Raw genomic sequence first — 13,331 nt, 5'->3', positions numbered from 1 at the left:
GGCTTGGGGCGGTATCGATCATCAGCGATTTAGCCTGCCGATCAACATCGCGCGCAGTTGTCGCGCGAGCGTGGGATCGATCGGGCCCAACGCATGTCGCGCCTGTTCGGGCAGATGTTCGCCAGCACGCTCGGCAGGACCGAAGACGTAGTAATCGAACAACGCGCGCCAGGCGTCTTTTTCGGACGCGGGCCGGTCACGAATCGCCCATAGCGCGTGATACAGCGCAGGCATTGGTGCCGGCAACTGTGCGGGTGCGCTGCTCCACCAGTAGTTGACCAGCACATTGAACGGCTGCAGCGATTGCACGTGATGCCACCACATGCTGGGAATGAACAACGCATCGCCCGGTTCCAGCACGGTGGTGCGCGCATGCGCCAGCGCAGCGGCAAATCGCGGATAACGCTGCAGATCCGGGTTGGCGATATCCACCATGCTCACTACCTGCCCGCCCGGCGTGGGATCCAGCGGACCGGGATACAGGTTGGCCACCTGCTCTGGCGGAAACAGCGTAAAGCGGCGCTGCCCCACTGCGCAGCACGCCAGGTTGTTGGGCGCGTCGTAATGACACGAGGCAATGACGCGATTGCCGATCCAGATGCTCGGCTGCACGGCGATGCCGCTGGCGGACAAATCCAGATCGTTGCTGGCGCGCAGGCCGGGCAGGTGGTTGTCGACCGGCAACGATGCCAGATAATACGTGGGCGGCTGTGGGTCATCGCAATGCGAGGCGATGGCCTCCAGCAAGGTGCTCAGCGTGCCACGCTGCACGTCGAAATTCAGCGCACTGCAGTCGTCGGTGTAAAACGGCCGGCTGGCGATTTCCGGGCCGCCATGGGAATACTGCAAGGCATGTCCACTGTCGTGCGCGCGCAGCACCGCCATCGCCTCGTGGGGGCTGCGCAGCCCGGCCTGCACCAGTGACCAGTCGCATGCGATGCCACGCACTACCACTGGTTCGGCGGCAGCGCAGAGCGCAGAAAGCGGCAGCGCGTCAGGTCGGCAGTCTGTACGCTCTGCGATGGGCGCAATTGCGGCGATTGAAGACATGATGGAGGCGCTCACAGCCATGCGCTCAGGCATACGCTTCAGTAGCGGGCGCGGCCTGCATCTGCTGCAGTCGGCGCTGTTTCTCTGCCATCAACCGGCGCACGTTGTGCAGCGATGCCAGCATCAAGAATGCGCCTTCCAGATAACCGGCCTGGTGCAGTTGATGCAGCGCCTGCGCATCGAGTGCAGCCAGTCGCTCGCGGTCGATCGCGAACAGGCCTTGCAGATGGGTGGCGTGGGCGGCATCCAGCGTCACGTCCAGTTGCACTGGCTGAATCAGCCCCAGCGCATCGAAGGCGGCCGCCATCGCCTGACCGGCATCCACACCGTCGCGAATGCCACGCAGCACACTGATGATGTGCTCCAGATACGGGCTATGACCGCCCTGCGGCAGAAACACCGCTTCGCCCTCGTCGCGGCTGACGCGCGGGTGCTCCAGATCGACATGGATCACCGGCTCCTGCACCAGGGCACCGTCGATGCGCTGCTCCTGGAAACCGATCAGAAACGGCCCCTTGGCGACGATGCCCGGCAGGTAACTGGCAGTCCAGCGGCCATCCTGCAGAAACAGATTCTCGTCCTGTGCAAAGCCCAGCAGCGCCACCGCCTGGTAGGCGCCGGTGGCAGGATCCTTGCGAAAAAACAGCGGGTATTCGCGTTGCAGCTCGGCGAATTCGGTGACGAAGGCCGGCACCAGGCCGAGCGCATCGCCGAACTCGGCGCCAAAGCGCAGGATGACGCGGATGTCGTGATGCGCCACGTTGTTGAGCACTGCGTATCGCGTCATCTAGAACTCCAGCGGTCATCCGCAATGGATCACGGCATTGCGGGGATATGAATTGATCATGCGGCGACATGCGATGCCTGCTGGTGTCGAGCATTGCCAAAAAGCAGGGGGCCGGCAAGCGGCACAGCAGCATTGGTGGCAGACCTGCAGAGCCAGCGTCACGGTGATGCCCTAGCCACCATCGTGCTGGTTGCAGTTTGCGTGTCGGCGATTGCAGCGGATGCGTCTGGGCATCCGGCCCGGCAGTGCGGTCGCGGCCGCCAGCCGGACCAGTGGCCGCGCAGACATCACGACTCAATCCACCTGCATGGAGCAGCCAACCGACGCCAATGGCGGCTATCAGAGCGCACGAACGGTGCACTCTGAGCAGCATGTGCGCGGGCATTTCCACCCCGCCGCACACCGGCCAGCGCGCACCTGAGGTGCGCGCAGCGGCTTGTCAGTCGCGCTCAAAACGCATAACGCACACCCAGCGTGTAACGCGGTTGCTGGTCGATCAGGCGGATCATCTGCTTGTCAGAACGCCCATGCCAACGCACGTCTTCGCCAGTCAGGTTGATCGCCTCAAAGCCCACCGACAGCTGCTTGCTGAAGCTGTAGCTCACGCTCAGGTCCCACTGCTGGTAGGCCTCGACGTAGTAAGGATTGCGGTTGGCGCCATCCTGGTTTGCCGCGATCAGATACTCGTCGCGCCAGTTCCAGGCCAGACGTGCGCTCCAACCGTACTTTTCGTACATCAGCATGGCGTTTGCGGTGTCGCTCAAACCGAGCAGTGCGAACTGGTCGCGATCGATCACGGTGTTGTCGAAGCCCACATCGCCTTCGACGATGGTGTAGTTGGCGTAGATACCGAAGCCAGTGGTGTCGAAGAAGTACTGCCCGCCCAGTTCCCAACCATGGATGTTGGCCTTGTTCTGGTTGACCGGCCGCGACACATCGAACTGATACAGCGGGTCGGAGGCATTGCCAACGATGTCGTAGGCATTCTCCAGGGCCAGACTCTGCGCGGAACTGCCGTTATAGGCGGCCAATCCACCGGTGGCCGCGGCGTTGCGCAACAACGCCATCGCCGCGAACAGCGAGGTGTCGTTGGCCGAGCAGGCGCCCGCAACGTCGTTACCGGAGGCGCCAACCTGCGCAGCGCAGGCACCGCTCTGCAGGAAGGCCAGGGCCGATTGCGCATCCGGCCCCGAGGTGGGATCGGTCAGCCTATACAGCGATTCGCGCGACACCGTGTTGCCGATGAAGTTGCTGACGCGCTTGTTCCAGAATGTGGCCGACACATAGCTGGCGTCGGCGAAATACCATTCCAGTGCCAGATCCAGGTTGTCCGATTCCAGCGGATCCAGCGTCGGGCTCTGCGAGCTGCCGGAGGCACGGGTGGAGGGGTTGATCAGGATCGAACCGCTCGGTGTATTCGGCGTTGGACCGGCAATCAGATTGTTGTAGGGCGCACGCGCAATGGTCTGGCCAAACGAGGCGCGTCCTTTCAGCTGATCGGTGATGTCGATGCTGAAGTCGAGATTGGGCAGGATGTAGTTGTAGCTGGTCTTTTCGCTGAAGGGCTGCAGCTCGGTGGAGCGCAACAACTGGAAGTCGTTGTTGGCCTGCCAGAGCAACGCAGTGGGCGTGGCCACCTGCGAGGTGGATTCCACATCGGTGCGCTCGTAACGCAAGCCCAGCCGTGTGTTGGTGGTCATGCCGGAGATATCGCCCTTCAGTTCCAACTGCACGTAGGCGGCGCGGGTCTTCTCTTCCACCTGGTTATCGGCGCTGTAGTTCGGGTTGTAGCGGGTGGTGGCGCCGTACTGGCTGCCACCCCACAGGGCCAGCTGATCGGCATCGCCGCGCCAGGCATTGGGCGCCGCACCGTTGGCGTTGAAGTCCTTGAACATGCCGGTAATGCTCACCGGCCGCAGCAACGCCTGCATGCCGGGCTCGTTGCCGGCATTGGCCACACTCCAATCGCCAAGCGTGGAGTTGGTGTCGCTGGTGAGCCGGTTCATGGTGGTGTTGGCGCTGCTCACGCCGAACTGAAAGCGGCCGTCATCGAAGTCGAAGGTGCCATCCATGCGCCCTTCCTTGATCTCGGTCACCTGCGATTGATAGTAGATACGCAGCACCTGCGAGCCGAGCTCGGCGGGGGTGAAGTCCGGATTGACCACACCGTTGGTGCCAGCCAGGGAATCGGCAGCGGTGGGATACCAGGTGCGTGCGCCGATCGGCAAGGAATTGTTGAACGACAGCTCCTGCCCCCATTGACCGCCGCAGGACGGGCCGTTGACGCAGTTGTTGGTGCCGGCGAAGCTGAAGTAGGTGGCACTGCCGCCGGTGACCGGGTCGTTGGGCATGCTCTTGGTTTTCGAGTTATGCGCATCGAACGACAACTGGAAGCGGTCGCTCACCTGCCAATCGGCATTGAACCCCAGCGAACCGAGCGTGTACTTCTGCTCGTTGCGCTGCTGCTCCATGCCGAAGTCCTTGGCACCGTTGGGCACATCGCGCAGATAGATCGGCGTTGCCACCGCCTGGCCGGTATCGAAGGTCAGATCGGTAAAGCTGTTGGCGCGTTGCAACCAGATGCCCTGCTCGCCGCGCTCTTCGCGGATCTCGTTGGACGAATAGGTGTAATCCAGGGTCAAGGTGAGGCTGTCGCTGGGTGCGAACTGCACCACTGCCTGGCCGTTGGTGCGCTCGCGCTGGAAATCGGCGAACGCATAACGCAGGTCGTTGGGCATGCCGTACAACTGGCCGATCGCCGGTGCGTTGGTCACCACCGCATCCGGGCGCAGCGCCGGGTCGGTCCCTGTCCAGCGCTGGATGTTCCAGGTGTTTTCGGTGGCCTGCACCGAGCCGCCATGGCGCTTTTGATAACTACCGCTCAAGCCGATCCCGAAGGTCTTGTCGGGATTGGTATAGCTGAAAATGCCCGACACTTCCGGGGTGAGCGAATCGCCGAACGGCTGCGAACGGTCGGACACCATCTTGGCGCCGGTATTGGCCACCACACCCTCATGATTGAACGGCTTGTCGGTCTGGATGTTGATGGTCGCGCCGATCCCGCCGCTGGGCGCGGTGGCGCGGCTGGTCTTGTAGACCTCGATCCCGGTGATGGCCTCGGAGGCGAGCTGGGCGAAGTTGAAGGCGCGCGTGCCCACATCCACGCCGCCGATTGGCGTCTGGCCGGGTGCGCCAAATGCGTCGGCACCGGGAATCAGCCGGCCGTTGAGCGTGACCGTATTGAACTGCGGGCCGAAGCCGCGCGCGGTGACCTGCGCGCCTTCGCCATCGCGGCGTTCGATCGAGATACCGGTGATGCGTTGCAACGACTCGGCCAGGTTGGTATCGGGAAATTTGCCGATGTCTTCGGCGCTGATCGCATCCACCACGCCTGCGGCATCGCGCTTGATGCCCATCGATTGATCCAGGCTGCTGCGAATGCCGGTCACGTTGACCGCATCGAGCGTGGTGGCGGTTTGCGCGCTGGATTGCGGCGGCGGCACTGGCGGCGCGGGAACGTCCTGCGCAAAGGCCGGATTGATGACCAACAGGCCACCGACGAAGGTGAACATGGCCTTGGACTTGAAATTGCTCAACGTACGACGCATCGATCTATCCTCGGGTCTGGAGTCCAACACCCACGGCCGTGGTCGCGGAATGCGACGCGGCGACTGTCTGGCCACGCGCCTTGCATGGCACGCGACATACCTTCCGTTGCAGAACGTCATCTGATCCCCCGCATCGAACCAACGGCGGATCCCCCTGATGCCGACCGTGTGCGTGCCACGTCCATGACGGACGCTGCCTGCGACGATCTGTACAGCACCTGCGACTGCCTTCCCTACCCTTGGATCTATTGCCGCCGCAGCCCCTGTGCGCCACGGCGTTCAATCGGCTGCTACCGCTCCATCAAGCGTGATAGCGCTACCACGCGGCGCAGACTAGTCATGCGTGTCGGTGCTTGTCACCCTGCGTTGCAACAAACATGCGGTGACACATCCAGACACTCAACAACACGCGCGCTTGAGCCCGTACGGCATACGCAGACCTGCCGTGGCTGTAAGCGTTATCAGCAGCGACTGCAGTGATTGCGCTTTGGTATTGGCGCTTCATGCCGGGGCGATGATCGCCACAACGCCGCTTTCAAAAGTTGCGCAAAGTGTTACTGCGATCGCACGACGCAAGCGCGGCACAACGGCGCTGTTGACGCTGCAAGGCAACAACATCGCGCAACCATGCGAGCACATCCGCTACAGCAACGCGCAGGGTCGATGGCCATGCAAGCAGATACGAAAAACGACACAATCGCTGAAATCGATTGCGCCGTTATTCGGCATGCCTCTGTCGTGTGCTGCACTTCGCTCATCCGCGCCGTTGCAGCGCGGACGATTGCATCGGCGCCGCTAGCCGATCACGTCCAGCTGGTTGTCGCCCCGCTGTGCATCGGGCAACACGTGATCCGGATCCAGTCGCACATGCAGCACTTTCTGTGTGGTCGGCAGCGTCAGCGTGGGCGCGGTGTTCTGCAGCCAGGTTTCCACCGGCACGCGACGGTCGAGGTGGCTGCCGTCGGCCAGCTCCACGCGAACGGTGGCCGGCATCACCAGTTTCTGACTGCTGCGCAGCGTGAGTTGCACGCCCTTGGCAGGATCGTGATCCACGTAATGCGCCGCGCTGATGCCCATATCCAGCTGCCAGTTGTTGAGATACCAACCGCGCCACCACCAGGCCAGGTCTTCGCCGCTCTCGCTTTCCATCAGCCGGAAGAAATCCGACGGTGTGGGATGTTTGTAGGCCCAGGTGGCGATGTACTTGCGAAAGGCCGGATCGAAGCGTTCCGGCCCCAGGATCTGCTCGCGCAACAGCACCAACCCCAACGCGCCTTTGAAGTAAGTCAGCGAATGGCGGTATTTTTCGCTGGTGGAATCGGCGTTGTCCATCAGCGTCGGCGCGCTGGTGTCGGCCAGCAACGGCAGGATTTCATCGACCGGGTTGCCACCCTTGGGCGCATATTCCGAATCGCGCTTGGGCGCGTATTCGCCCTTGTTGAAGGCATCCGATGCGTACACGTCGATAAAGGTATTGAAGCCTTCATCCATGAACGCATGACGACGTTCGTTGGAACCGACGATCATCGGAAACCAGGTATGGCCGATCTCGTGCGCGGTGATCCAGAACAACTCCTTGCCGCTGTCTTCGAAACCATCGAAAACGATGCCCGGATACTCCATGCCCGCGCCATAACCGCCCAGATTGATCGCGGCCGGCCACGGATACGGGTACCACTGCGAGAAATGTTCGATCGCACCTTTGACGTATTCGGTGGAGCGGTTCCACTTGTCCGCGCCCACACCTTCCAGCGGATACACCGACATCGCCAGCGACTGCTTGCCTCCCGGCAGCTTGATGCGCGCGGCATCCCAGACGAACGCAGGCGATGCAGCAAACGCCACGTCACGGGTGTGGTCCATATGGAAGCGCCAGGTCTGGGTGCCCTTGCCCGTCGGCTTGGCCGCACGTGCAGTCACCTCGGCAGGCGTGCGGATCAGCACCGTGCGATCGCTGCCGCGTGCCTGTTCCAGGCGTTGCTGCTCGGTGCGGCTGAGCACCTCGGCCGGATTGGTCAGCGCACCGGAGCCGGCGACCAGAAAGCCCTCCGGCACGGTCACCGCGTAATCGAAATCGCCGTATTCCAGATAGAACTCCGAGCCCAGATACGGCTGCGTGTCCCAGCCGCGCAGATCGTCATACACCGCCATGCGCGGATACCACTGCGCAATCTCGTAGATCTCGCCCTGCTTGCTGGCACTGAACGCGGTACGCCCGCCCCAGGTACCGGGAATCGTGTAGCGGTAGCGGATATGCACGGTCAGCGCCTTGCCCTGCCCGGCCAGCGGCTGCGGCAGGTCCACGCGCAGACGGGTGTCGTCGACGACGAAGTGGGCTGGCTGACGGCGCCCGCCATCGTCGATCTCGATGCTGGCGATCTGCATGCCGTCGGTGAACTGGGTGCGGCGCGATGGCCGGCTGGCGGCAGCGCGCGCATCGGCGCGATAGATGTTCTGGTCCAGCTGCAGCCACAGCACGTCCAGCGTGTCGGGGCTGCGGTTGGTGTAACGGATCGCCGCCTCGCCGGTGAGCGTGTGGGTCGCCGGGTCGATGCTGGCCTTCAGGTCGTAATCCGCACGGTTCTGCCAGAACAGCGGGCCGGGTACGCCGCTGCCGCTGCGGTAGGCGTTGGGTGCATCGGGCAGTTGCAGTGGCGCAAACAAGGCCAGCGGATCGAAATGGCTGGCCGGAGCGGGTGCTGCGGTTGCGGAACTGGCTGGTGCGGGAGCGGCAAGTGCGGGCGCGGCAACGCACGCCAGTGACAGTGCAACGGTAAGCGATCGGCGCACGGTGGGGGTCATGCGAAATCCTGCGGCGTGGGGGACTCCCATCCTACGGCGCGCCTCGCCGCGCGCGGGAATGCCATTGGTCCCGGATGGCGCTACACGATTCCGCGGCAGCAGCGCTCCGCTCGACGATCTACGCGACGGCCATGCCGGTGATGCTGAGAGCGGCTACCAAAACTAACCCATGCCTGACTACCGCAGAGCGGCTGGTCTGTTGATTGGCTGCGGGGCCCTTGCCCGCCCACCATCGCGGGACACGCCGCAAGTACGTCCATGTAGGCTCTTACGCGGCATCCATGCCGCGTAAGGTCCCGCGACGGTGGGCGGGCAAGGACCAGTCAAGATGGTCGGTGTGCGTAGCTCTTCTCAAAGCAACCGACTCACTCTCTGGTGCGGTGTCCTCGCCGCTTGCGGGACCGTGTGGCCGCATGGATGCCGCCACCGAGCCCCCAGGGACGGGTTCACGGCGTGTCCCGCGAGCGGCGAGGGCGCCGCGCCCTCGATCCACTCAGCGTTTAACCTGGACTTCTGACGGCATCCATCAAGACGCGGCCGACAAAACCAGACTCACCGCCACGCGCCCGCTCGCTACGTTTTGTTAGCCACTCTTATTCCGCAATCAAGCTGCCCAGTCGCAAAGCCCCATCACCGTCGTGGCCCAGGGTGTCGCCCGGATTGCTCAGCCGGCAGCGGCGCAGCGACAGACACCCGCAGCCGATGCAGTCGGTAAGCTGGTCGCGCAGCGCCTGTAGTTCGCTAATGCGCGCATCCAGTTGCCCGCGCCAGCGCGCCGACATAAGCGCCCACTCCGCACGTGTGGGCGTGCGCTGCTCCGGCAACACCGAGAACGCCTCCAGCACCTGCTGCAAGGGCACGCCAAGCCGCTGGGCCACGCGGATCACCGCAATCCGCCGCAACACATCGCGCGCATAACGGCGTTGGTTGCCTGTGGTGCGCAGGCTGCGGATCAAGCCCTTGCGCTCGTAGAAATGCAATGCCGACACCGCCACGCCACTGCGCTTGGCCACTTCGCCCACGGACAACTCACGCTGCATTGCCTTGACCTCAACCTTGGTTGAGGCAGGATGCTGCGCGGCCATGACCGGTGCAAGTACCGATGTCATGGCTGTGCTCACGCTCGTTCCTGGATCTTCGATGCCCACCGACATGCCCGCCGCAATCACCACGCCCGCCACGCCACTGGGCGCCACGCAACCCACTTCCATTCTCGCCGCGCCGTATCGCGCCGCAACGCTGGGCATGGTCGCGCTGGTATCGCTCAATGCCTTCGAGTCGCTGGCGGTTGCTGCCGCCATGCCGACCGTGGCGCGCGAATTGAACGGGCTGCCGCTGTACGCGCTGGCCTTCGGCGGCACCTTGGCGACCAGCGTGGTCGGCATGACCGCCGCCGGGCGCTGGAGCGACCGACGCGGCCCGGGCGGCGCGCTGGGTGTGGGACTGCTGTGCTTTGTGATCGGGCTGTTGATCGCCGGGTTGGCGCTGAGCATGCCGCTACTCATCGCAGGGCGCTTGCTGCAAGGCCTGGGCGCCGGCGCGTATTCGGTGGCGCTGTACGTCATCGTCGGGCGGCTGTATCCGGAAGCGTTGCGGCCGCGCGTGTTTGCCGCGTTTTCGGCCGGCTGGGTGGTGCCCTCGTTGATCGGGCCAGGCATCAGCGGGCTGATCGTGCAGCATGTGGGATGGCGCTGGGTGTTTCTGTCGGTGCCGCTGCTGGCGATTCCGGCTGGGCTGATGTTGTGGCCGGCCATCCGCGGACGCGCGTGGTCGGGCGAACCGTCCGCCGACTCCAACGCCGCGTTCGGCTGGGCGATCGGTGCGGCCTTGGGCGTGCTCGGCGTGTATCTGGGCGGGCAACTGCACGGCGCGCTGGCGTTGCTTGCGATGACGCCAGCGCTCTTGCTCACGCTGTTCTGCGCCTGGCACCTGTTGCCGGCCGGCACGCTGCGGCTGGCGCGTGGCCTGCCCAGCGTGATCGCGCTGCGTGGTATTGCGGCGGCGGCCTTCTTTGGGTTCGAGGCGTTCTTGCCGTTGCTGCTGTCGCGCGAACGCGGCCTCTCGCCGCTGCTGGCCGGCGTGGCGCTCAGCGTGGGTGCGCTGGGCTGGTTCAGCGGCTCGTGGTATCAGGGCCATAGCCGCGCCGGCTGGTCGCGCCCACGCCTGCTCAAGACTGGTGCGCTGCTGATGTCGTTGGGCATCGTGATCAGTGCGGGTGCGGTGTGGCCGCTCATTCCGGTGCCGGTGGCGATTGCCGGCTGGGCGCTGGCAGGCCTGGGCATGGGCCTGCTGTATCCGAGTCTGTCGGTGTTGACGTTGTCGTTGTCGCCACCCGCGCAACAAGGCGCGAACAGCTCGGCACTGCAATTGAGCGAAGCGATTGCGGTGGCCGGCATGCTGGCGCTGGCCGGCGCCTTGTTCGCCGCGCTGCTGGCCTCCGCAACATCTGCTGCGTACCTGAGCGTGTTCGCATTGGCGTGGCTGCTGGCGGCGGCGAGCTTTTTGCGGCACGGCGGGTGTGATGGGTGTGCAACCGACTTTGCCGATCCTGTCGAAATCGTTCAAATCTCGACCGGAAAACCATCGCCGCGAGCGGTTGGTCATTTTTCGCCACCCATCTTGACAGCGTTGCAGGCCGCGGCCTGCGCTCACTTGTCCACAGCCTTGTGCAACTTCCATCCACAGGGGGTGTGGAAAACCTGCGCTGCGCGGCCTGCAGTGCAGGGCTTGCGCGCAACCAAGGCGTGTGTAAGGCGATGAAGAGCGTTGTCTGCGCTGTGCAGGGCGTGACCATTGCGCAAAGCGCAGCCACGTAACCGGCGAACCCCACCAACGGCCACAGGTGAGGCAATCGCAATACGCAACACCGCCACCTTGCGGTGGCGATGCGTACTCACTACTGCATCAATCCACGATCACGTGCGGTACGAAGCGCGAGGTATCGCGGGTGATCGGGCCATCGTCGTCGCGCATGCCCAGCCCGGCGGGGCGATCGGCCACCACCCAACTGCCCACCAGCGCATGCCGCCCGTCGAACACCGGCAGCGGATGGTGCGCCTGCAAAATCGCCGGCCCGTCCACATACGGCCCATCGGTCTGCGCAGCATCGCCCTGTGCGGTGACCAGAGAGATATTGGCACCCTCGCGCGAGAGCAGCGGCTTGCGCACCCAGCCTGCCGTCGGCGCTTCGCCGGCTTGCGCAAAGCGTGCAGGCAGCAGATTGGGATGGCCTTGATGGCGCTCCCACAGCAGCGGCAGGATGCCCTTGTTGCTCAGCACCGATTTCCATGCCGGCTCGATCAGGCGCACACGGTTGGCAATCAATGCCGGCCCGAAGCGCTCTTCCATCATGAATTCCAGCGGGTAGAGCTTGAACAGCGTATGGATCACCCGGTCTTGCTCATCGGTGAACCAGCCATCGGCGCTCAGGCCGATATCTTCGATGGCCACTTCCTCGGTGCTGATGCCCACCTGGTGCGCGCAATCGCGCAGATACCGCACCGTGGCGCGATCCTCCAGCGAATCGCGTACCGCTGAAAAATGCATCTGCGGCCCGATCGCGCCATCCACTGCCAACGCGCCCAGGGTTTCGCACAGCAGATCCTGGATCAGGTTGTACTGGTCGGTGCCCTTGGGCAGCACGCCGGCGGCGATCTGTTGCTCCAGCCACAACCACTGGAAATACGCCGATTCGTACAGCGAGGTCGGCGTGTCGTAATTGAGTTCGTACAACTTGGCCGGGCCGTTGCCTGCATAGGCCAGATCCATGCGGCCGTAAAGATGCGGGTCGCGGTCTTTCCACGAGTTGGCGATCCAGTCCCAGTAGAACGGCGGGATCGCCAGCTGCGTCATCAGTTGTTCCGAGCCCACCACCTCGTCCACCAACTGCATCGCCATATCGTGCAGTTCCTGGGTGGGCGCCTCGATGTCGTCCTCGATCTGGCGCAGCGAGAACGCGTAATACGCGCTTTCGTCCCAATACGGTTCGCCGTCGATGGTGTGGAAATGGAAGCCGAGCGACTCGGCCTGGTCGCGCCAATCGGCACGTTCTGCAAGTGCGATCCGTTGCATGTCAGCCGCCGTATCCGGAACTGCGCCCGCCGCTGCCGAACGAACTGCGCGCCGCCGCACTGGAGCCGAAACCCGAGCGCGAGACGGTGATCGCACGCGACGGCATGTCGATGGCGCCACTGCGCCCACGCACAGTACCGATACGGTTGCTGGCCAGATCGCCGTTGGGTTTGTAGTAACCGCCGCTGCGGTAATCGCGATACAGCGGCATCGCGCCGCCGTAGCGATAGCCGCCGCCACCGCTCATGTTGCCCAGCGCATAGCCGAGCAGGAAGCCGCCCATCGGCGGAATCCAGCTGTGCTGGCCCTGGGTCTGACCCGGCACCTCGGTGCAACTGCCGAACTGCGCATCGCACTCGTAGCGCGAATTGAAGCGCGGTGCGGCCTGCTGGTGCTTGGCCACCGCCTCGTCGTAGGCCTTGAGGCATTGCTGGATGTCGGTCTGTTCCTGCTTGATCTGGTAGCAGTCGGAGGCCGACTGCAGCACTACACCTGTCTCTGGTTCAGAACCACAACCGGTGACGAGGGCGGCCGGCAAGGCGGCCATCAAGGTGAGCTTGAGATTGCGTGAGCGCTTCATGCCTGTACTCCGTTACGGCGTGATCGCCGCAGCATTGATCAGCCCGACCGCGATCGACACGCCAGCCGAAAAGATGCCTGCCGCAGCGACGTTGTCGGTGATCTGCCGCGAAATGCGCCCGGCCACCACGTTGGCCAGCAGATACGCCACGATCTGGATCCCGCAGGCGACCGCGCCCCAGATCAACGCATCGACCAGGCTCACCGAGTGGGTGATGGCCGAATGCAGCGGCAACGCCACACCGATGAAGTTGCCGGCCAGCGCGGTGGCCGCAGCCACGTTGCCTTGCCGCAGCAAGGTGAAATCCTTGTGCGGGGTGACCAGGGTCACCAGCACCACCGCGACGATCAACACGCCCAGGCCGGTGCCGAAGTAGGAAAGAAACGCGAGAAAACTCTGCAGGTTGATCGGGTTCATGACAGGACCAAGGTAA

9 protein-coding genes and 1 pseudogene are annotated in these 13,331 nt (G+C 64.0%); 2 read left to right on the top strand and 8 right to left on the bottom strand.

The features are described 5' to 3' along the window. Positions 1-21: 21 nt before the first annotated feature. The 3 genes from NDY25_RS17885 to NDY25_RS17875 form a co-directional block, all read right to left on the bottom strand. Positions 22-1,050 (bottom strand): cupin-like domain-containing protein, encoded by a 1,029-nt coding sequence (locus NDY25_RS17885; RefSeq protein ID WP_168959318.1) that lies wholly within the window; start codon positions 1,048-1,050, stop codon positions 22-24. 25 nt (positions 1,051-1,075) lie between these two features. Further along, a complete protein-coding gene (locus NDY25_RS17880) occupies positions 1,076-1,837 on the bottom strand; it encodes a SapC family protein (RefSeq protein WP_168959319.1) in 762 nt (253 codons plus the stop codon). A gap of 449 nt (positions 1,838-2,286) precedes the next feature. Next, positions 2,287-5,445, bottom strand: a complete 3,159-nt coding sequence (locus NDY25_RS17875; protein ID WP_168959320.1) for a TonB-dependent receptor — start codon at positions 5,443-5,445, stop codon at positions 2,287-2,289. A gap of 445 nt (positions 5,446-5,890) precedes the next feature. Between NDY25_RS17875 and NDY25_RS17870 the strand changes: the two genes are divergently transcribed. Further along, on the top strand, positions 5,891-6,244 hold the full coding sequence (locus tag NDY25_RS17870) for a hypothetical protein (RefSeq protein ID WP_233366627.1): 354 nt from the start codon (positions 5,891-5,893) through the stop codon (positions 6,242-6,244). Here the strand turns inward: NDY25_RS17870 and NDY25_RS17865 are convergent. Further along, positions 6,241-8,247: a M1 family metallopeptidase gene (locus NDY25_RS17865; protein WP_168959322.1), complete on the bottom strand. Its 2,007-nt coding sequence runs from the start codon at positions 8,245-8,247 to the stop codon at positions 6,241-6,243. The genes NDY25_RS17870 and NDY25_RS17865 overlap by 4 nt on opposite strands. A 593-nt stretch (positions 8,248-8,840) precedes the next feature. Continuing rightward, positions 8,841-9,287: a redox-sensitive transcriptional activator SoxR gene (gene soxR, locus NDY25_RS17860; RefSeq protein WP_168959348.1), complete on the bottom strand. Its 447-nt coding sequence runs from the start codon at positions 9,285-9,287 to the stop codon at positions 8,841-8,843. Positions 9,288-9,399: 112 nt separating this feature from the next. Here soxR and NDY25_RS17855 point away from each other — a divergent pair. Continuing rightward, a pseudogene (locus NDY25_RS17855) lies at positions 9,400-10,749 on the top strand (MFS transporter); the annotation flags it as partial. Between the two features lie 402 nt (positions 10,750-11,151). Here the strand turns inward: NDY25_RS17855 and NDY25_RS17850 are convergent. The 3 genes from NDY25_RS17850 to NDY25_RS17840 are packed head-to-tail and all read right to left on the bottom strand — an operon-like array spanning position 11,152 to position 13,315. Next, complete coding sequence (locus NDY25_RS17850) at positions 11,152-12,318, bottom strand: glutathionylspermidine synthase family protein (RefSeq protein ID WP_168959324.1); 1,167 nt, start codon at positions 12,316-12,318, stop codon at positions 11,152-11,154. A gap of 1 nt (position 12,319) precedes the next feature. After that, on the bottom strand, positions 12,320-12,898 hold the full coding sequence (locus tag NDY25_RS17845) for a DUF1190 domain-containing protein (protein WP_006449069.1): 579 nt from the start codon (positions 12,896-12,898) through the stop codon (positions 12,320-12,322). A gap of 12 nt (positions 12,899-12,910) precedes the next feature. After that, on the bottom strand, positions 12,911-13,315 hold the full coding sequence (locus tag NDY25_RS17840) for a DUF350 domain-containing protein (RefSeq protein ID WP_006449070.1): 405 nt from the start codon (positions 13,313-13,315) through the stop codon (positions 12,911-12,913). Positions 13,316-13,331 lie beyond the last annotated feature (16 nt).

It is taken from the genome of Xanthomonas hortorum pv. pelargonii (genome assembly GCF_024499015.1).
Taxonomy (GTDB): domain Bacteria; phylum Pseudomonadota; class Gammaproteobacteria; order Xanthomonadales; family Xanthomonadaceae; genus Xanthomonas; species Xanthomonas hortorum_B.
This window is presented reverse-complemented; position numbering and strand designations above follow the sequence as displayed.

What these genes read in the sequence shown, in the direction of transcription:
- NDY25_RS17885 (WP_168959318.1), bottom strand. Translation starts at nt 1,050, where the DNA reads ATGTCTTCAATCGCCGCAATTGCGCCCATCGCAGAGCGTACAGACTGC.
- NDY25_RS17880 (WP_168959319.1), bottom strand. Translation starts at nt 1,837, where the DNA reads ATGACGCGATACGCAGTGCTCAACAACGTGGCGCATCACGACATCCGC.
- NDY25_RS17875 (WP_168959320.1), bottom strand. Translation starts at nt 5,445, where the DNA reads ATGCGTCGTACGTTGAGCAATTTCAAGTCCAAGGCCATGTTCACCTTC.
- NDY25_RS17865 (WP_168959322.1), bottom strand. Translation starts at nt 8,247, where the DNA reads ATGACCCCCACCGTGCGCCGATCGCTTACCGTTGCACTGTCACTGGCG.
- soxR (WP_168959348.1), bottom strand. Translation starts at nt 9,287, where the DNA reads ATGCAGCGTGAGTTGTCCGTGGGCGAAGTGGCCAAGCGCAGTGGCGTG.
- NDY25_RS17850 (WP_168959324.1), bottom strand. Translation starts at nt 12,318, where the DNA reads ATGCAACGGATCGCACTTGCAGAACGTGCCGATTGGCGCGACCAGGCC.
- NDY25_RS17845 (WP_006449069.1), bottom strand. Translation starts at nt 12,898, where the DNA reads ATGAAGCGCTCACGCAATCTCAAGCTCACCTTGATGGCCGCCTTGCCG.
- NDY25_RS17840 (WP_006449070.1), bottom strand. Translation starts at nt 13,315, where the DNA reads ATGAACCCGATCAACCTGCAGAGTTTTCTCGCGTTTCTTTCCTACTTC.